This is a genomic window from Micromonospora sp. NPDC050397, from assembly GCF_044901685.1.
In the GTDB taxonomy this organism is placed as follows: Bacteria; Actinomycetota; Actinomycetes; order Mycobacteriales; family Micromonosporaceae; genus Micromonospora_G.
This window is the reverse complement of the sequence record NZ_JBJDPS010000006.1, coordinates 432,569-449,478: the sequence shown is the minus strand read 5'-3', so window position 1 is coordinate 449,478 and position 16,910 is coordinate 432,569. Positions and strand designations below refer to the sequence as shown.

Below are 16,910 nucleotides of genomic sequence, written 5' to 3'. Positions count from 1 at the left end.
CTCGTAGGACCAAGGAGCGACGACGTCAGCGAGCGACCAACACGATTTTCAGCCCGGAACGGGCCACCTCGCCAGAGGCGACAAGGACTAACCCCCTCCCCCCGCCCTCCCCCTCCCCGCCCCTCACATCGCCGATCTAGGGCATATCGTCGCAAATGAAGATCAACAAGCGACGATATGCCCTAGATCAACGGGCGGTGGGGCGGGCGGCGGGGCGGGGGCGGCGGGAGGTGGGGGTGGGCGGGGGGAGGAGCAGCGCGGCGAGAGCTGCTAGTGGGGGCAGGCTGCCCAGGGACCAGAGCAGTGTGGCGGCGGACTGTTGGTCGGCCAGGGGCGGATCGCCCCAGGGGCGGGCCAGCGCGGTGAACCAGTTCGGGGCGAGCAGTTCGCCCGAGCGGGCGAGCAGCACACCGAGCCCGATCTGCGCCACCAGCAGCAGCACCACGGCGAGCAGTCGTGGCGCGTGCGACCTCGGCCGGTCCGGTACGGCGTCGACCCCGAGCACCGCCCAGAAGAAGAGCCCGCCGACGGCCAGGAAACAACCGATCATGACGAGATGCGCGGCGTGCGAGCGCAGGGTCAGCTCGTACAGCCCGGTGAAATAGAGCAGGTATCCGATGCCGGCGAGCGGGACGGCCGCCACCGGGGGCCGGGTCAACAGCAGCCGGGTACGTGACCCGAGCGCCGAGCACAGCCGCTCCCGCGTACCCGGCCAGCCGGGGTCGGTGCCGCTGGGCAGCGCCCGCAGCGCCAGGGTGAGCGGGGCGGCCAGCACGATCAGCAGCGGCGCGACCAGGGTCAGCGACAACTGCTGGAGCAGGTGCGCGCTGAACAGCAGGGGCGCGTACCGGGCCAGCCCGCCGGAGGTGGCGACGACCACCACGGTGGCCCCCACCAGGAAGGAGGCGGTGCGCGCCACCTGCCAGTGTTCGCCCCGTGCGCGCAGCCGGACCACCCCGCCGAGGTAGCACCAGGTGGCGCCGAGCGCCGCGGCGACAAAAATCGGCTCGGGCAGCCAGTCGCCCAGCCAGCGGCCGAGATCGGGGGCGGCCGGCATCGGGTAGCCGAGCAACGCCTGCGCGATGCTCTCCTCCGGTCCGCCCGGCACCGGCGCCGGGGTACGCGACAGCGCGACCGCAGTCCCCATCGCCCCGGCGAAGAGCAGGATCTCCACGGTGGCGACCCGGACGAAGACGCCCCGGACACCGGCGGCCAGGGCGGGCAGGGCCGCTCGCCGCTGCCACCAACCGACGAGGGCGAGCATGCCGAGCAGTACGGTCTTGAGCAGGACGAGCTGCCCGTAACGCGTGCCGACCAGCGCTCCGAGACCGGGCAGTCGGACGTACGCGGAGACCAGCCCGGAGGCGGCGACCAGGAGCAGGCAGGCTGCGGCGAGTGGCGAGAACCGGCGTACCGCGACGGCGAGTTGGTCGGTGGCGGCACGTCCGGTCAGCACCAGGGCGAGCAGTCCACCGACCCAGAGCGCCACCGGCAGTACGTGCAGCAGCAGACCGGAGACGGCAAGCTGGTGGTTGCTGGCCGCCGCCGCGTGCCCGGTGAAGACCGGCGGCACCATCGCCAGCACCGCCAGCAGCAGTCCGATCCCGGCGGTCCGGGGCGTCAGCGCCGAACGGCAGATCAGGAAGATCGCCCCGGCCAGCCATCCGACCAGGGCGAGTGCCTGCCCGAGCTGCACGCTGGTGGCGAAGTTGACCACCGAGGTCAGTGACACCGCCTCCGCGATCGGCAGTCCGAGCACGTCGGCGAGGGTGAGACAGAGGGCGGCGACGCTGGCCAGGCACCAGCCGAGGGCGGACCAGGCCGCCGCCCGGATTCGGCGGTAGCCGGTCGCGGAGAGTCCGCCGCCGCTGGCGCGAGGCGCGAAGAACACCGCCGCCAGCAGCAGGCCGACGGTGACCACAGCGCCGACCTGCATGCCGAGTCGGGCGGCCGGCAGCGCCCACGGGGTGATCGGGCCGGCGTCCACCAGACCGGGCAGCACTTCGCGACGGGTGGCGCCGCCGTACCAGAGGGTCACGGCCAGCACCCCGACGGCGACCAGCAGGCCGGCGGCGGCACGGACGCGACCGCCGGTCGCGGTGCCGGGCGACGCGGGCCGACCGGTCGCGGCCACCGGCTGGCCGGGGGCGAGCCCGCGCGGCTGGCCCGTCTCGGGTCCGGTCACGCTCGGCCGGCCCGACGCTGCCGGGTCAGTTCCGCCGCTGGTCACGGGCCGCCGGTCCCGCGCCGCCGGACCATCAGCAGCCCGGTGCCGAGCGCCAGTACGACCACGCCTCCGAGCAGCAGGAACGGCAGCGTGCTCCGGTCGTCCCCGTCGCCGGCGAGCAGTTCCTCGTCGGTGACGGCGGCGGGAGTGGTCGGCGGGACGTCCGATGTCGGCGCCGCCGTCGGCGAGGGTGGTGCCGCAGGAGTGGCCGGCGCGGTGGTGGGCGGCGCGGTGACGGTGAAGGTGTGCGAGCCGCGTACCGGGTGCCCGTCGACCGAGACCACCCGGTACGCCACCGTGTAGGCGCCCGCGTCGAGTGCCGGACGCAGCCGCTGTACCGCGCGTACGCCGTCGACCTGGGGCTTGCCGTCGACGACCGCCTTGCCGGCGGCGTCGGTGACGGCGACCGTGGTGAAGCGGGGATCGAGCCGTTCGGCGAAGTCGAGCGTCACCTCGGCCGGCGCGCTGGCCAGCTTGGCTCCCTTGGCCGGGTTGCTGGCCCGCAGTTCGTTGTGGGCCTGGGCGGGTGCGGGCGCGACCATCAGCGCGAGCGCACCCGTGACGGCGAAGACGGCGACCCGGCGGAACACTCGCATCCTGCTCAGCTCCCAACGGCGGTGACGGACGACCCCACAGGTAGTCGTGCCGGAGGGCGGGATGGTTCCCGGCGGGACCGGGAAATCACCAGTGACTGTCCTGACAGGACCGGGCCGAGGCGAGCGGTTCGACCTGGAGGGTGGCGTGGTCGATGCCGAAGTCCTCGTGCAACCGCTCACGCGCGGCGGCGAGCACCAGTCCCACGTCCGCTCCGCCGTCCAGGCTCAGGTGGGCCGATGCCACGTCCATGCCCGAGGTGAGGGTCCAGACGTGCAGGTCGTGTACGTCACTGACCCCGGCGACGCCGGAGAGGCTGGCCCGCACCAGGGACACGTCGACGTGTGGCGGGGCGGCCTGCACCAGCACCCGGGTCGCGGCGCGGGCGAGTTGCCAGGTACGCGGCAGGATGAACAGGCCGACCGCGACCGCGACGACCAGGTCGGCGTAGCCCCAGCCGGTCAGCGCGATCACGGTCGCCGCGACGATCACGCCGACCGAGCCGACCAGGTCGCCGAGCACCTCCAGGTAGGCGCCGCGCACGTTGAGGCTTTCCTGGGCGCCCGAGCGCAACAGCAGGAACGCCACGATGTTCGCGACCAGCCCACCGACCGCCACGACCAGCATCGGACCGGCGGCCACCTCGGGCGGGGCACCGAACCGGCGGACCGCCTCGACCAGCACGAAGACCGCCACCCCGAAGAGCAGCACCGCGTTGGCGAGCGCGGCCAGCACGTCGAGCCGGTAGAGGCCGAAGGTCCGTTGGGTGTCGTTCGCCGCCCGGCTGGCGGCGGTGATGGCGGCCAGCGCCATCCCGATGCCGAGCACGTCGGTGAACATGTGACCGGCGTCGGAGAGCAGGGCCAGCGATCCGGTCAGCCAGGCGGCGACCGCCTCGACCACCATGAACACGGCCAGCACCGCGAAGGCCGCCCAGAGCGGTCGGCGGTGCCGTTCCCCCGCGCGCGCCGCGTGCCCGCCGTGGTCGTGACCCGCACCCATGGTCGCTCCCCTCGTTGTCACCACTCTCCGGTCAAAGTATGCGTACATCGCTATGTGTGCAAGTTAAAAGTGAAACCCGTGCCCGACAGGGCGCGAGCGGGTCCGGGAGGCGGCCGGAGCACCGGCGCCGAGGCGAAGGAACGCCAGCCGGCGGGGATGCTGGCCGGCGAAGAGGTTAGCCGGCGAAGAGGCTGGCCAACGAAGAGGAAGGGGCTAGCCGGCGAAGAGGAGGAACAGGCCGGCGACCGTGTAGCCGACCATCAGCACCAGCAGCGGGACCTGGGCGGAGACCGCCGCCCGGCCGGGGAAGAGCACCAGTGCCCGGTCGTGACTGAGCACGGTGCCGATCAGGTGCCCGAGCACGATCAGCGTCACCTGCAACATGGCCACACCGGTCGGGGTGACCAGTGCGGCGCTGATCGACCAGTTCGCGGTGCCCAACCAGTTCGACGTGCCGGTGACCAGGGGATCGGAGAGCAGCGCCAGGGTCCGCTGTCCCTCCAGGACCAGCAGCGAGTAGTAGTGCGCGACGACGTAACCGACCGCGATCGGCACGATGCAGTGGGCGATCTCGGCCGCGACCTCGCCCGGCCGCACGCCCGCTGCCGACCGCGCCGCGAGCAGGCAGGTGAGGCCGTACGCGCCCAGCACGACGCCGATCAGCGCGAGCATCCCGGCGGTGTTGGTGAGCACCGGCGGTAGTTCGCTGTTCTGCACGAACCGGAACCAGGCGGGCGCGTTGGAAAGGCTGTCGAAGAGGGTGGAGCCGAGCAGGACGACCACCACCGCGGTGAGCCCGGGAGCGGGGGCCAGCCCGCTCATCCCCTCCAGCGGGTTGCGCCAGACGAGCGTACCGTCGTCTCTCCGGCCGACCACCGCGAGCCGCCCGACCAGGTCGCTGTAGACCTCGAAGGCGTCACCCCGGTCGAACAGGTCGACCCCGAACAGCAGCGCCCCGACCAGCATGACAACCGCGTACGCGACCAGCCAGGCGCGGATGACCGGCACGGTGGCACGGTCGGGGGCGACCAGTTCGAGCCAGACGAAGGCGAGCAGGCCGAGCGCGGCCGGCCAGTAGCCCAGTCGCGGCGGCAGCGGCAGCAGCCCTCGGTGCGGGTCGCGACGGAACGCCGCCGCCACCAGCAAACAGCACGTACGCAACGGGTTCAGCGTCCGCCAGACCGGTCCGAAGAGCAGCGAGGCGGGCACCAGACCGACCCAGAACAGGACGTAGAAGGCACCGGCGGTGGGATTGCGGTCGACGTCGGGGCCGAGGAAGAGCCCGATGCCGAAGTAGCCGGCGAGCACCAGTCCCAGCGCACGCAGGGCCCACCGCCAGCCCGTCGAGCCGATCAGGGCGGCCACCCGCGCGGGCAACGGTCGACCCGCCTCCGGGTCACCCAACCGGGCGTCCCGCCAGAACGCCCCGAGCACGACAAACGAGATGACCAGGGCCAACGCGGCACCGGTCACCGCGAACCCGAACGGGATGGGCAGGTCCTGGCGACCGCCCACCCCGTGGGCGAGCAGTTCCGGGAAGACGTACGCGGAACCAGGGGCAGGGTCGCTCATCGCACCAGGAGTTGGAACAGCAGGAGCCCCGACTGGTGCGTCTCGACCTCGAACAGACCGTCCAGTTCGGCCTCGAACTCCACCGTGGCCGGCTGTCCGGCGATCAGGTCGGCGCCGACCTCGTACCCGTGCACGTGGACCCGGTCCGCGACGTCGCTGGTGACGGTGATCCTGACCTGCTGGTTCTTCTTCGCGTCGATCCGACCGGGCTGCGGCTCGGCCCGACCGCCGGTGATGGTGATGGCCACCTCGACCGGCGCGGACGGGTCGGTCGGCTGCTCCGTCGAACCGCAACCGGTGCCCGCCACGGCGAGCAGGATCGCGCTGCTCAGCACGGCCAGAGCGCGACGGCGGCCGGTAACGGGCTTCATCGACATCTCCCCAGTCAGGCCGGTCCGCGACGTTGGGAAGCGACTGTAGCGTCTTGCCGGGCACAGCGGAAGCCACCATGATGGGCCGATGCGATCGCCCCGGCTGGTCAACGTACGCGCGGCATGCCGCCTGCTCGCCGTCCTCCTCGGAGCGACAGTCGCGCTCGTCGTGGCCGGTGCACCCGCCTCCGCCCACGGGCAACTGGCGGTCTCCGACCCGGTGGCCGGTGCCACGTTGTCGCAGCCGAAGCAGGCGTTGGAGCTCTACTTCACCGAGGCACCGGCGGCGAACGCGTACTTCACCGTGACCGCACCGAGCGGTGTCCGGGTCGACGGCGGCTGGCAACCCGGCCCGGAGAAGCGACTCGACCGCCCGGTGACCGAACTCAACCTGGTCAACGGCAAGTGGGAGCCGAAGCTCTACCACACCGGCTACTCCGCGTTCGTGCAGGTCACGCACTGGCCGGAGAAGGGCGAGTACACCGCCAGCTACCTCTCGGTCGCCTCCGACCGGGAACCCGTACGCGGTACGGTGAAGTTCAGGTACTCCGGCACACCCACCGCCGCGCCGCAGGGCTGGACCGCGCCGACCAATGCCGCCGACCCGGCGTTGGTGGCCGCGGCCGAGAACCCGGAGCCGCCCCGGTCGGCCGCCCCGGGCGACACCGGCCAGGCCGCCGCACCAACCCCGGCCGGTACGACCGACGCCGGTGACGGCACCGGCGACAGTGGAGCGCTCACCTGGCTGCTGCCGGTGCTGCTGCTGGCGGCGGTGGTCCTGATGGTGGTGCTGGTACTGCGGCCGAAGAGACGGGCGCGGATCAACACCGGCCCGGCGAACCGGCGCCGGCCGGCGACCTCGGCGGCGGCCCGTCGTGCGGCGGCGGCCCGGAAGGCGGCGGGCGGCTCCTCCGGTCGGAACGCCCAACCGGCCCGCAGGCGTGGCGGCAACCGCTGAGTCGACAATGTCGAACATCGTCATTACGCCCGGTACCGATCACTTAATGAAAAGCAAAGACGATGACCGAAAGTCGTTGTCCCATAACGCTTTTCGTACCGCTTGGGGCATGCACATCGGCACATCTCGCAAGGTAAGATTCTTCGCGGTCAACGCCAATCGGCGCCAACCGGTGCCGGCGGGACCGTCGCCTAATCGTTTCGGCGAACCGGGGAACCGAGTACCCGGGGTGAATCCGCGAAAGCGGTAGGGATCACTTCCATCCCGAACCCGTCAGCTAACCCGGTCGGCGACCAACGGAAGGATCCTGCATGACGGCACCCCTCCGCCGATGGTTCACCCCTGCCCTGGCTCTGTTCGCCAGCGCGGTCATGGTGGCCCCGTTCTCCGTTCCGGCCCAGGCCGCACCGACCCCGGCCGCGCCGACGGAGTCCGACACCCCGCTGCTCAGCGAGGTGTTGGACCAGACCGGTCGGCGTTTCCTCGACGCCAAGGCCGCGCTGGAGGCTTCCAAGAAGCGCCAGGGCATCCTCGCCGCCGAGCTGAAGAAGGCCGAGGAGCAGATCGAGGCGCTGACCCCTCAGGTCGCCGAGATCGCCGCCCGCGCCTACCGGACCGGCAAGCTCGGCCCGGTGTCGGCGCTGCTCAACAGCGCGTCGCCGGACTCGTTCCTGGACCGGGCCGCCGCGTTGGAGGAGATGAACGCGGTCAACGACCACAAGATGCACGAGCTCAACGCCGCCCGCGAGCTGGCCGACCGCGCCAAGGCCCTGGCCGACGCCGAGGTCAAGGAGCAGGAGAAGCAGCAGACGGTCATCGCCCGGCAGAAGTCCGACGCCGAGAAGGCACTCGCCCTGGTCGGTGGCAAGCGACTGACCAACGGGTTCGTCAACGCCAGCTCACCGGTGGCCAAGGCCGCACCACGTACGGCCAGCGGCGGTTGGCCGGCCGAGTCGTGCAGCAAGGACGACCCGACCACCAGCGGCTGCATCACCCCGCGCACGCTGCACGCGTACAACGAGGTGAAGAAGGCGGGGTTCAATCTCTTTGTCGGCTGCCACCGCAACGGTGGTCCGTTCGAGCACCCGAAGGGCCGCGCCTGCGACTGGTCACTGCTGAAGAGCGGATTCGCCCCCGCCGCCACGAACGCCCAGCGCCTGTACGGCAACAACCTGACCGCGTTCCTGGTGCGTAACGCCGACCGGCTCGGCATCCTCTACGTGATCTGGTACAAGCAGATCTGGTTCCCAGCCACGGGCTGGCAGTCGTACAGCGGTGAGAGCGACCACACCGACCACGTACACATGTCCATGCTCTGACGGCGGCACGACCGACCTCCTCGGGCCTCCGCCCGGCCACCGTGCCGGCGGGGGCCCGATCCGTTACGCCGTCCCGCCCGCCAATCGGAACATCCGTGACGATCAGACCGATCGCCCCACTCCACGGGGTCCCTTTGGCGAGGATGACGCGTCATCCTCGCCGGTATCATGGTCGGCGTGACGGGGACCGGGGAGAAGTGGCTCAGCGAGCGGGAACAGCGCGTCTGGCGTTCCTTCATCGCGATGCAGATGGAGTTGGAGAGCAGGCTGAGCCGCCAACTGCTGGCCGAGACCGGCCTCTCGGCCAGCGACTACGGCGTGCTGGTGCACCTCAGTGAGGCGCCCCAGGGGCGACTTCGGATCTTCCAGCTCCGGACCCATCTCCAGTGGGAGAAGACCCGGCTGACCCACCACCTGGGGCGGATGGCCCGGCGGGGCCTGGTCGAACGGGAGCCCTGTGAGACCGACACCCGGGGCGCGTTCATCCAGATCACCGATGCCGGTCTGGCGGCCATCCGGGCGGCGGCCCCGAGGCACGTCGCGCACGTCCGCCACTTGGTGATCGACCGACTGAGCCCGGAGCAGCTCGACCTGCTCGGCGAGATCTCGGACCTGATCCGGTCGGGCTTCGACGCCTGCGACACCGAGGCCGAGGGGTGCGACCCGGAGCAGTCGCCCTGCCCGCCCGGGGTCGGGCCGGACGACGCCGACCCCGGGCACCGGGACCACTGACCGCATCGACGGTCGCGTCGGTCAGGCGCGGTCGAGCACCCAGGTCAGCCCACCGGCGTCCTTCGGCGTCAGGGTCAGTGTGTTGCCACCGCACTGGTAGCGGCCCTCACCGAGCAACGGCTGGATGTCCACCACGTCGGCGCTGCGGTTCGCGCCGTCGCCGACGTACTCGGAGATCCGGACGTTGTCGAAGAGCTTGGCCGGGGTCGGCTGGGTCAGCTCGACGGTCACCCTGGTGTCGCCCCACTGCAACGGCGGGACCGGTGCCCAGTCGCCCGAGGTCCCGGCGCCCGCGCCGGTGCTGACCGTACCGGTGGCCTTGCCGGCGTAGCTGAACGTGCCGGCGACCTTGGCGTCACCGAGTTGGGCGTTGAAGGTCACCGGTTTCATGCCGGCGAAGTCGACCGTGGTCGCGCCGGTCGGACCGACCTTCACCAGCACTCCGTCCCCGCCGCTGATGCTGGCACTGGCCAGGGCGCCGCCGGCCTGTCCGGAGGCGGCGGTGGTCCGCCAGTCCCCGGTCACACAGGACGCCACCGGGCCGCCGGTCGGCGGCGAGGTGCCCGCGCTGCCGGTCGGTGCGGCGCTGCCCGTACCGGCGCTCGGGCTCGGGGTGGCCAGACCCACGGCCCCGCCCTCGCCGCATCCGGCCACGGCCAGACCCAACCCCGCGAGGGTGGCAACCGTCGCTATCGCCGATGTACGCATCCGTCGTCCTCTCGTCCGGGCGGCGGCGTACGCCCACCGTGGCGGGCGCCACGGCACATCCACCCATCCGTTCTGCTACCCCGGATCGGACATCGACCAAACCGAAGCCTGGCCGCAGGCCCTAGGCTGCCCTGAGAGCCGCCCCCCGCCCGCCACCGCGTGCCCTCGCCCCTCTACCGCGTGCCTCGCGCGCCCCCACCGCGCCCGCCCACCCCGTGTCCCCTCGGAAGGCACCCCCCGGAAGGCATCCCGCCCCGTCCCCCGGAAGGCATCCCGCGAATGAAGATCACCGCCGCCGACGTCTTTGTCACCTGTCCCGGCCGTAACTACGTCACATTGAAGATCACCACGGACGACGGCCTGGTCGGCTACGGTGACGCCACCCTCAACGGGCGCGAGCTTTCGGTCGCCTCCTACCTGCGGGACCACCTGGTCCCGCTGCTGATCGGCCGGGACGCCGCACGCATCTCCGACACCTGGCAGTACCTCTACCGAGGGGCCTACTGGCGGCGCGGACCGGTGACCATGACCGCGATCGGGGCCGTCGACGTCGCCCTCTGGGACATCAAGGGCAAGGCCGCCGGGCTGCCGGTCTACCAGCTTCTCGGCGGTGCCGCCCGGGACGGCGTCACGGTCTACGGTCACGCCAGCGGCGCCGGTATCGACGAGGCGGTCGCCGACGTGGCCCGTTTCCTGGCCGCCGGCTACCGCGCGGTCCGGGTGCAGTCCTCGGTGCCGGGACTCGACTCGACGTACGGCATCCGGGTCGGTGGCGGTCTCACCTACGAACCGGCAGCCGACGACCGACCGGTCGAGGACGTCTGGGACACCGCCGCCTACCTCGACTTCGTACCCAGGCTGGTGGCCGCCACCCGGGACCAACTCGGCTACGGGTTCCACCTGCTGCACGACGTGCACCACCGGCTGACCCCGATCGAGGCGGCCCGGCTCGGCAGGTCGCTGGAGCCGTACCGGATGTTCTGGATCGAGGACAGCACCCCGGCCGAGGACCAGTCCGCGTTCCGGCTGATCCGCCAGCACACCGTCACCCCGCTGGCGGTCGGCGAGGTCTTCAACACCATCTGGGACTGCAAGGATCTGATCGCCGAGCGACTGGTCGACTACATCCGTACCTCGGTGCCGCACACCGGTGGGATCACGCACACCAGGCGGGTCTTCGACTTCGCCGACACGTACGGCGTCAGGTCCGGCTCGCACGGGGCCGGCGACATCTCGCCGATCGGCATCGCCGCCGCTCTGCACCTCGACCTGACCATCCCGAACTTCGGCATCCAGGAGTACATGGGCCACCTCGACCCGGCCGGCGAGGTGTTCCGGAGCGGCTACCACCTCGCCGACGGGATGCTGCACCTCGGCGACGAGCCGGGCATCGGGGTCCAGTTCGACGAGGAGGCGGCGGCGCGCTACCCGTACCAGGCCCGGTATCTGCCGGTGAACCGGCTCACCGACGGCTCCATGCACGACTGGTGAGCCGCCGCCGGGCCGCACCGGCTCAGGTCCCGGACGGGTACGTCTCCAGCTCGCCCGGCTCGGCGTTCGCCGGCAACTCGTGGATCGCGGTCGTCTGGTCGCACCAGACGAACCCGTCGTACCGCTCGGCGAGCCGGGTCGGTACGTAGTTGCCCCACTCCTCGAACGACGGGTCGTAGACCACCCCGATCGCCCGGTGCTCGGCGGTCTCGTTCAGCCACTCGGGCCGGTCGCCCCGGGCGAGCACCAGCAGTGCCCGTTCGGGCAACATGCCGTGCAGCCGGTCCTCCAGCGAACCGGGGCGGGCCGGCGGCACGGTCATGATCTCGGACGGGGCACCCCAGCGCGGCGCGGCCACCACCGTGCCCTGGTAACCGCCGAAGCCGATCAGGGCCACCGTTCCGGCCCCGTGCCGTTCCCGGGTGAGCTGACCGAGGTTGACCATGCCGGCGTCGACCATGTCGGTGGCCCGGGCATCGCCGATGTGGCTGTTGTGCGCCCAGACCACCGCCCGGGTGTCCGGCCCGTACCGCACCAGGAGCCGGTCCAGGGTGTCGGCCATGTGCGTGTCACGTACGTTCCACGACTGCGGTCCGCCCGCCACCATGGCCCGGTAGTACCGTTCCGCCCCGGCCACGACCTCGGCGTTCTGCCACGCCGCGAACCGGTCCGCGCCGTCCCTGCCCGCCCGCGCCCGAGTGGCGGCGAGCAGCCGGACCACCTCGTCCTCGCAGCTTGCCGAGACGAACCGGCTGGCCAGCCCGTACTCCTCGACCTGCTGGCCGTACGGTTCGAAACACCGGTACGCCTCCTGGGCGGCGGCCAGCGCCTCCTGGTCGTCCTCGCCCAGATACTCGAAGATCGCCTGCATCGACTCCCACAGGCTGTACACGTCGAGCCCGTGGAAGCCGACCCGCGACCCTTCCGGGCGATCCAGGTTCCAGGCGCGCAGCCAGCGGCAGAACCTGGCCACCTCGGCGTTCGCCCACATCCAGGTCGGCCAGCGCTCGAACCGCTCCAACGCCGCCTGCGGGTCGTCGTCGCTGTCGGGCGCGGCGATCACCGACTGGTGCACCCGGTCGCAGTCCGGCCAGTCTCCCTCGACGGCGACAAAATCGAAGCCGCACTCGGCGATGAGTCGACGGGTGAACTGTTCGCGCAGCCGGTAGTAGTCGTACCCGCCGTGGCTCGCCTCGCCGAGCATCACCACCTTGGCCTGGCCGACCATCCTCAGCAGCGGATCGAAGTCGCCCGGTCCCCCGAGCCGGTGCACCTGCATGCCCGGGGCTACCCGGCGGACCGGGTGACAAACCGTCGGCGGACCAGGTACCAGACGAAACCGGTCAGTACGGCGGCGAGCAGCACTCCGGCAGCGACGGCCAGCAGCGGAACGGAACGCCCGTCCGGCTCGGCCACCAGCGCGCCGACCGGTCCGGGCAGCGTCAGCCGCGCCCGAACGGTACCTTCCACCGTGCCGCTGACCAGCACCAACTCGGCGTCCCAGCGGCCGTCGGGCAGGGGTTGGACCGGCCAGTTCCCGGAGGGTGGCCCCATCGCCAGCCCGTCGACCCGGAAGTCGGTCACGGGCTCACCGCCCGGACCGATGTCGAGATAGACCCGTACCCCGACCCGTCGGATCTGCCCGACGTTGCTGTCCGCCGAGGGTGGCGGGGTGACCTGGGCCCAGACGGCGGCGTACCGCTCGCCGGCCGAGGCGGTCTCGGGCACCGTGATGGTGACCCGGACCAGCTTCTTCGACTCGGGTTCGAGGTCCAGCGTGGACACCTCGGTACGCACCCGCGTCGTCCTCGTCCGTCGCCCGGTTTCGGCGCCGGCCGTTGCTGCGGACACCAGGGCCGCCAGGGCGACGACCGGGGCCAGCACCGCCAGCCGGCGGAGACGGTCAGAGAACAGAATGGGTCACGTCGACGGCGAGGCCGTCCTCGGCCGTCACCGTCAGGGTGACGATGGTGTCCTCGGCCATCGCGGCGGTTGCCGTGCCGAGGACCAGCGCCAACCCTGCCGCGCCCGCGGCCAGGATTCTGGTTGTTCTCATCAAATCTCCATCCGTACAACAAAGTGGGGCATAGCGGACAAGCGATATCCTGATCGATACCGGGAGATACCGTCCGATCCGGAAATTTGGCTCAGACAAGGCTTATCTGCTGTTCAGCCACAATGTTGCCGTTCAGCCGCTCGGCGATCCGGTCCGGCGGAGCCGGCCCAGGGTCGGGCCGAGCAGCGTGACGGCGGCAAGCACCAGCAGATAACCGGTGCTGCGGGCGCCGTGCCAGTGCAGCTCGCCGTACCGGTCGAGCAGGAATCCGCTGAAGCAGAGCCAGCCGAGCAGGCCCACCGCGAGATCCGCCCGCAGATCGGGCACGACCGCCCCGAAACCACCGACCACCACCGTGACCACCATGAACCGGGCGGTCGGCACGGACGCGGGGAGCAGCGCGGCGGCCAGACAGGTCGCGGCGACGACCAGCGCCGCCCCACCGCCGATGGAGATGCCGGACGGTGCCGGCGGGACCCCTGGGCGACCCGTCCGGCCACCACGCCCCAGGTTCATCGCCGCTCCTCTCGTTTCCCCCGGGACCCGTCGCGGACAACGGTCCCGGGGAGAGCCAAGCGCAGGCGTACGCCCTGGTCACAGCCGTTTGATAGGGCCCTGACGCGGCCCGTCAAGATCCATACGAGGTCTTGACGGGCCGCGTACCGGGCTGGCCGGTTGTGCCCGACCGGGCTGGCCGGTTCAGTTCGACCGGGTGTGCCGGAGCAGGCGGAACAGGCTCAGCCACTGCTCCGGCCAGACGTACCCGACCGGGGTGTCGACGGCCAGCCGAGCCGCCCGGCAGGCGGCGTCGAGACGCGCCCGTGGATACCGCCGACGCAGCGACGCGTACAGCGAACCGCCCTCGCCGCCGAACCCGAGCTCCACCATCTCGCGGTACGCCGGCAGCAGGGCCGGCGCGACCAGTGGAGCGGTCCGGCGCTCCAGGCGCAGGATGCCGGCGTCGACCCGGGGCACCGGACGGAACGCCGACCTGGGCACCCGCCCGGCGAGTTGCCACCGAACCGACGGCCAGGTCAGCACGGTGAGCCGGCTCCAGCGGCCGTAGTCGCCGGTGCGCTTGCGCGCGTACTCGAGCTGGGTGAGCAGGGTGGCCGAGGTCAGTGACCGGGCGTCCAGACACCAGTCGACCACCCGGGCGGTCAGCGCCCAGGGGATGTTCGCCACCAGGGCGAACGGCTCCGCCGGGGCGCGCGCGGCGAGAAAGTCCTCGGCCAGACAGGTGACGTTCGCCAGCGGCGCGCAGGCGTCCGCCAACGCGACGCCGAGTTCCGGGTCGATCTCGTACGCCAGCACGCGTCCGGACCGCGCGGCCAGCGCCCGGGTCAACGCGCCCCGCCCGGCGCCGGCCTCGACGACCAGGTCACCCGGCCCGAGCCGGGCGGTCCGCACGATCCGCTCGATCGCGTCCGGCGCGTGCAGAAAATTCTGCGACAGTACGCGCCGAGACCGGTCGCGCTCGGTCCTCCTCGCGGGTTGGATCGACGCGTTCCGGACCGATCGATCGGACGCGTTCCTGGCGGGTTGCTGGGGTGCGTTGTCGACGGGCCGCTCGGGTGTGTTTCCGAGCGGCCGGTCGGATGTTTTCCTGACGGGATGTTGTCGTGCCACAGCCGGTGTCCTTGTCTGCCGCACCGGTGGGAAGCACCGGGCGGCGATCCGGACAGGCAACACGGATCGGGGCCTGTCCGAGCGGGATCTGGACTCGGGTGGCCCTGGTGTGCGCGGCGGACGCGGCGCGCGACGGAACGGTTCAGCCGGCGGCGGGCACGTCCTGGCAGGCCAGGGCGGGACGCCGGACACGCGGGCGGGATGCCAGCAACAGGCCCCACGTGGCCGACGCCTCGGCCACGTTGATCAGGGCGTGCGTCGTGGTGAACATGGCGGCCACGCTAACCAGCGCCGATTCTGTCGGCAACCGGTTTACGCCGCCGGGCCGGGCGGGTGAGCCGCCGGGCCGGGCGGTTCAGCCGGGCAGTCGAACGGTCCGCCCCTGCCGGCGGGCCGCCTCGGCCGCGTCGAGCACGGCGACCACGTCGCGCCCGAACCGGACGTCACACTGGTGGTCCCTGGCCCCCGTGTCGACCGCCTCGACAAGCTGGTCCACCGCCAGGGAGAGCGCCTGCACGGCCGTTCCGTCGCCGCTCGGCACTCGCTCGACGCCGTTCTCGCCGTAGAACACGAAGTCGAACGCGCGGGCCGCGGGCGCGGCGTTCAGGGTCAGCGAGAGCGTGCTGGTCCCGCCGCCGACGTGGGACAGCAGCAGGTGGACGGTGTCCCGTGGGCCGTCGAGCGCGGCCACCTGGGTCACCCCGCCGAGCACCGGCACGATGATCGACAGGGCGTGCGGGCCGATGTCCCAGAGGCCGCCCCGCTCCCGTCGCCAGGGCGAGGCGCCGTACGGGTTGCCCGGCTCGAAGATCGACGCGAACATGGTGGCGCGGGCCGCGTACCAGCCGCCGGCTGCGGCGGTGGCGGCGAGGAATCCGGCCACGTTGGCGTGGAACCGGTTGGTGAAGAAGACCAGCGAGGCCACCTCGGCCCGGGTCGTCGCGTTCACCACCCGCTCGGCGTCGGGCAGGCTCAGCGACAGCGGCTTGTCCAGCAGCAGGTGCTTACCCGCGATCGCGGCCTGGACCGCGATGTCGGCCTGGATGTCCGGCGGCAGCGCCACCGCGACCGCGTCAGACGCCTCGATCAGCTTGTCCACGTCGTCGAAGGCCGGTACGCCGTACCGCTGTCCGAGCGCCCGGGTCTTGTCCGGGTCACGTCCCCAGATGCCGGCGAGTTGTGCCTTCGGGTGCGCGGTGAGTGCCGCCGCGTGCGTCTCGGCGGCCCAGTGCCCCGTACCGAACAGCCCGAACCGTAGCAACGCCGGCTCCTTCCCTCGCCCACCAGCCTGGCGGCGTCCCGAAACCGCCCGCCACCATCCTGGTAAACCTAACGCCTCCCCCACCCCGCCCACCCCACCCCCTTGGGTAAGGAAGGGCCCCTTGTTATCGGATTCCGTTGTACTGGGGGCCCTTCCTAACGCTTGCGGCGGAGGAAGCGACGGCCGGCGGTCCGGCGGTCGACGGCGAGTTGGGCCTCGTCCGCCTCGGCGGCGGATTCGGCCGCCTCGTCGACCAGCGCCTCGGCGGCCACCTCGGCTACCCGGGCCGCCTGCTCGGCCCGGCGGACCCCGGCGGCGGCCCGGTCGTGCGCCCGGCGGGCCGCACCCTGCTCGATCCGGCACCGCTCGGCAGCACGTTCCCGCTCCTCCTGGACGGGGTCCCAGTCCCCGGAGCGGCGGAACACCTCGCGTAACTCCTGCACCGAGATGTCGCCACGGCGGTAGGCGGAGAGCGCCGCCCGGGCCACCGCCCGTTCCCGGTCCTCGTCGGCGGGCGCGTCGTCGGTCACCCGGGCCGCCTGCCGCCCGGCCTGCGCCGCCTGCCAAGCCAGGTCGTACGCCTGCTCGGCGACCTCCTGCGCGGTCCACGCCGCGTCCCGGACCTGCTCGGCGATCGTCACCTCGGCACGGGCCAACACCGCCCGCTCCGCCGCCCGGACGGCGTCCAGCCGTACCTCGGTGGCGTGCACGGTGAGCTCGGCGGCCTCCGTCCGGAGCCGGGCGAGATCCGGACGCGGGGTACGGTTCCGATCGGCCATCACCGCGAGCCCGAGCAGGGCGAGCACGACAGAGCCACCGGCCATCAGCAACGCCCACACACCTGTCGCGCCCACCGTCGCACTCCCCACGGTCCGCGTCGCCGAGCCGAGCCAAGTTGAGCCAAGCCAAGCCGAGCCGAGCCAAGCCAAGCCAAGCCAAGCCAAGCCGAGCCGAGCCGAGCCGAGCCCAGCCCGGCCGACTCCGGCCGAG

The 16,910-nt window shown here is 72.0% G+C and carries 18 protein-coding genes and 1 riboswitch; of the genes, 4 read left to right on the top strand and 14 right to left on the bottom strand.

Annotated elements, in window-relative coordinates; all coding sequences use genetic code 11:
- Positions 1-187: 187 nt before the first annotated feature.
- The 5 genes from ACI2K4_RS23100 to ACI2K4_RS23080 all read right to left on the bottom strand — a co-directional run bounded on the left by ACI2K4_RS23100 (position 188) and on the right by ACI2K4_RS23080 (position 5,766).
- Positions 188-2,185 carry a cytochrome c oxidase assembly protein gene (locus ACI2K4_RS23100; protein WP_404514049.1) on the bottom strand — a complete coding sequence of 666 codons (1,998 nt, stop codon included), beginning with the start codon at positions 2,183-2,185 and terminating at the stop codon, positions 188-190.
- A 41-nt stretch (positions 2,186-2,226) separates the two neighbouring features.
- Entirely contained in the window at positions 2,227-2,823 is a 597-nt protein-coding gene (locus tag ACI2K4_RS23095; protein ID WP_404514048.1) for a copper resistance protein CopC, read from the bottom strand.
- Between the two features lie 85 nt (positions 2,824-2,908).
- Positions 2,909-3,823, bottom strand: a complete 915-nt coding sequence (locus ACI2K4_RS23090; protein ID WP_404514047.1) for a cation diffusion facilitator family transporter — start codon at positions 3,821-3,823, stop codon at positions 2,909-2,911.
- A 213-nt stretch (positions 3,824-4,036) separates the two neighbouring features.
- On the bottom strand, positions 4,037-5,395 hold the full coding sequence (locus tag ACI2K4_RS23085) for a hypothetical protein (RefSeq protein ID WP_404514045.1): 1,359 nt from the start codon (positions 5,393-5,395) through the stop codon (positions 4,037-4,039).
- Positions 5,392-5,766, bottom strand: a complete 375-nt coding sequence (locus ACI2K4_RS23080) for a hypothetical protein (protein WP_404514044.1) — start codon at positions 5,764-5,766, stop codon at positions 5,392-5,394. Before ACI2K4_RS23080 ends, ACI2K4_RS23085 begins: the two co-directional genes overlap by 4 nt.
- An 88-nt stretch (positions 5,767-5,854) precedes the next feature.
- Between ACI2K4_RS23080 and ACI2K4_RS23075 the strand changes: the two genes are divergently transcribed.
- The 3 genes from ACI2K4_RS23075 to ACI2K4_RS23065 all read left to right on the top strand — a co-directional run bounded on the left by ACI2K4_RS23075 (position 5,855) and on the right by ACI2K4_RS23065 (position 8,775).
- Positions 5,855-6,724, top strand: a complete 870-nt coding sequence (locus ACI2K4_RS23075) for a copper resistance protein CopC (protein ID WP_404514043.1) — start codon at positions 5,855-5,857, stop codon at positions 6,722-6,724.
- 178 nt (positions 6,725-6,902) lie between these two features.
- A riboswitch (cyclic di-AMP (ydaO/yuaA leader) is annotated at positions 6,903-7,032 on the top strand.
- 3 nt (positions 7,033-7,035) lie between these two features.
- Positions 7,036-8,043 (top strand): coiled-coil domain-containing protein, encoded by a 1,008-nt coding sequence (locus tag ACI2K4_RS23070; protein WP_404514042.1) that lies wholly within the window; start codon positions 7,036-7,038, stop codon positions 8,041-8,043.
- 177 nt (positions 8,044-8,220) lie between these two features.
- Positions 8,221-8,775 (top strand): MarR family winged helix-turn-helix transcriptional regulator, encoded by a 555-nt coding sequence (locus tag ACI2K4_RS23065; protein WP_404514041.1) that lies wholly within the window; start codon positions 8,221-8,223, stop codon positions 8,773-8,775.
- Positions 8,776-8,796: 21 nt separating this feature from the next.
- Here the strand turns inward: ACI2K4_RS23065 and ACI2K4_RS23060 are convergent, their stop codons facing one another.
- The gene (locus ACI2K4_RS23060; protein WP_404514040.1) at positions 8,797-9,483 is read right to left on the bottom strand and encodes a hypothetical protein; all 687 of its coding nucleotides are present in this window, start codon (positions 9,481-9,483) and stop codon (positions 8,797-8,799) included.
- 279 nt (positions 9,484-9,762) lie between these two features.
- Here ACI2K4_RS23060 and manD point away from each other — a divergent pair, with 279 nt between their 5' ends.
- Positions 9,763-10,974, top strand: a complete 1,212-nt coding sequence (gene manD / locus ACI2K4_RS23055; protein WP_404514039.1) for a D-mannonate dehydratase ManD — start codon at positions 9,763-9,765, stop codon at positions 10,972-10,974.
- A gap of 22 nt (positions 10,975-10,996) precedes the next feature.
- Here manD and ACI2K4_RS23050 read toward each other — a convergent pair whose 3' ends face one another.
- From ACI2K4_RS23050 to ACI2K4_RS23015, 8 genes are all read right to left on the bottom strand, one after another.
- Positions 10,997-12,253, bottom strand: a complete 1,257-nt coding sequence (locus ACI2K4_RS23050) for an erythromycin esterase family protein (RefSeq protein ID WP_404514038.1) — start codon at positions 12,251-12,253, stop codon at positions 10,997-10,999.
- A gap of 8 nt (positions 12,254-12,261) precedes the next feature.
- Positions 12,262-12,771, bottom strand: a complete 510-nt coding sequence (locus ACI2K4_RS23045; RefSeq protein WP_404514037.1) for a hypothetical protein — start codon at positions 12,769-12,771, stop codon at positions 12,262-12,264.
- A gap of 106 nt (positions 12,772-12,877) precedes the next feature.
- The gene (locus tag ACI2K4_RS23040; RefSeq protein WP_404514036.1) at positions 12,878-13,030 is read right to left on the bottom strand and encodes a hypothetical protein; all 153 of its coding nucleotides are present in this window, start codon (positions 13,028-13,030) and stop codon (positions 12,878-12,880) included.
- A 132-nt stretch (positions 13,031-13,162) separates the two neighbouring features.
- Positions 13,163-13,546, bottom strand: coding sequence for a hypothetical protein (locus ACI2K4_RS23035; protein ID WP_404514034.1), 384 nt, complete (start codon positions 13,544-13,546; stop codon positions 13,163-13,165).
- 183 nt (positions 13,547-13,729) lie between these two features.
- Complete coding sequence (erm, locus tag ACI2K4_RS23030; protein ID WP_404514083.1) at positions 13,730-14,530, bottom strand: ErmE/ErmH/ErmO/ErmR family 23S rRNA (adenine(2058)-N(6))-methyltransferase; 801 nt, start codon at positions 14,528-14,530, stop codon at positions 13,730-13,732.
- Positions 14,531-14,801: 271 nt separating this feature from the next.
- A complete protein-coding gene (locus ACI2K4_RS23025; RefSeq protein ID WP_404514033.1) occupies positions 14,802-14,930 on the bottom strand; it encodes a hypothetical protein in 129 nt (42 codons plus the stop codon).
- An 84-nt stretch (positions 14,931-15,014) separates the two neighbouring features.
- Complete coding sequence (locus tag ACI2K4_RS23020; protein WP_404514032.1) at positions 15,015-15,920, bottom strand: Gfo/Idh/MocA family protein; 906 nt, start codon at positions 15,918-15,920, stop codon at positions 15,015-15,017.
- Positions 15,921-16,075: 155 nt separating this feature from the next.
- Positions 16,076-16,774, bottom strand: coding sequence for a hypothetical protein (locus ACI2K4_RS23015; RefSeq protein ID WP_404514031.1), 699 nt, complete (start codon positions 16,772-16,774; stop codon positions 16,076-16,078).
- Between the last annotated feature and the right edge of the window lie 136 nt (positions 16,775-16,910).

Coding starts and splice junctions, on each gene's coding strand:
- ACI2K4_RS23095 (WP_404514048.1), bottom strand. CDS start 2,823: ATGCGAGTGTTCCGCCGGGTCGCCGTCTTCGCCGTCACGGGTGCGCTC.
- ACI2K4_RS23090 (WP_404514047.1), bottom strand. CDS start 3,823: ATGGGTGCGGGTCACGACCACGGCGGGCACGCGGCGCGCGCGGGGGAA.
- ACI2K4_RS23085 (WP_404514045.1), bottom strand. CDS start 5,395: ATGAGCGACCCTGCCCCTGGTTCCGCGTACGTCTTCCCGGAACTGCTC.
- ACI2K4_RS23080 (WP_404514044.1), bottom strand. CDS start 5,766: ATGAAGCCCGTTACCGGCCGCCGTCGCGCTCTGGCCGTGCTGAGCAGC.
- ACI2K4_RS23075 (WP_404514043.1), top strand. CDS start 5,855: ATGCGATCGCCCCGGCTGGTCAACGTACGCGCGGCATGCCGCCTGCTC.
- ACI2K4_RS23070 (WP_404514042.1), top strand. CDS start 7,036: ATGACGGCACCCCTCCGCCGATGGTTCACCCCTGCCCTGGCTCTGTTC.
- ACI2K4_RS23060 (WP_404514040.1), bottom strand. CDS start 9,483: ATGCGTACATCGGCGATAGCGACGGTTGCCACCCTCGCGGGGTTGGGT.
- manD (WP_404514039.1), top strand. CDS start 9,763: ATGAAGATCACCGCCGCCGACGTCTTTGTCACCTGTCCCGGCCGTAAC.
- ACI2K4_RS23050 (WP_404514038.1), bottom strand. CDS start 12,253: ATGCAGGTGCACCGGCTCGGGGGACCGGGCGACTTCGATCCGCTGCTG.
- ACI2K4_RS23040 (WP_404514036.1), bottom strand. CDS start 13,030: ATGAGAACAACCAGAATCCTGGCCGCGGGCGCGGCAGGGTTGGCGCTG.
- ACI2K4_RS23035 (WP_404514034.1), bottom strand. CDS start 13,546: ATGAACCTGGGGCGTGGTGGCCGGACGGGTCGCCCAGGGGTCCCGCCG.
- ACI2K4_RS23025 (WP_404514033.1), bottom strand. CDS start 14,930: ATGTTCACCACGACGCACGCCCTGATCAACGTGGCCGAGGCGTCGGCC.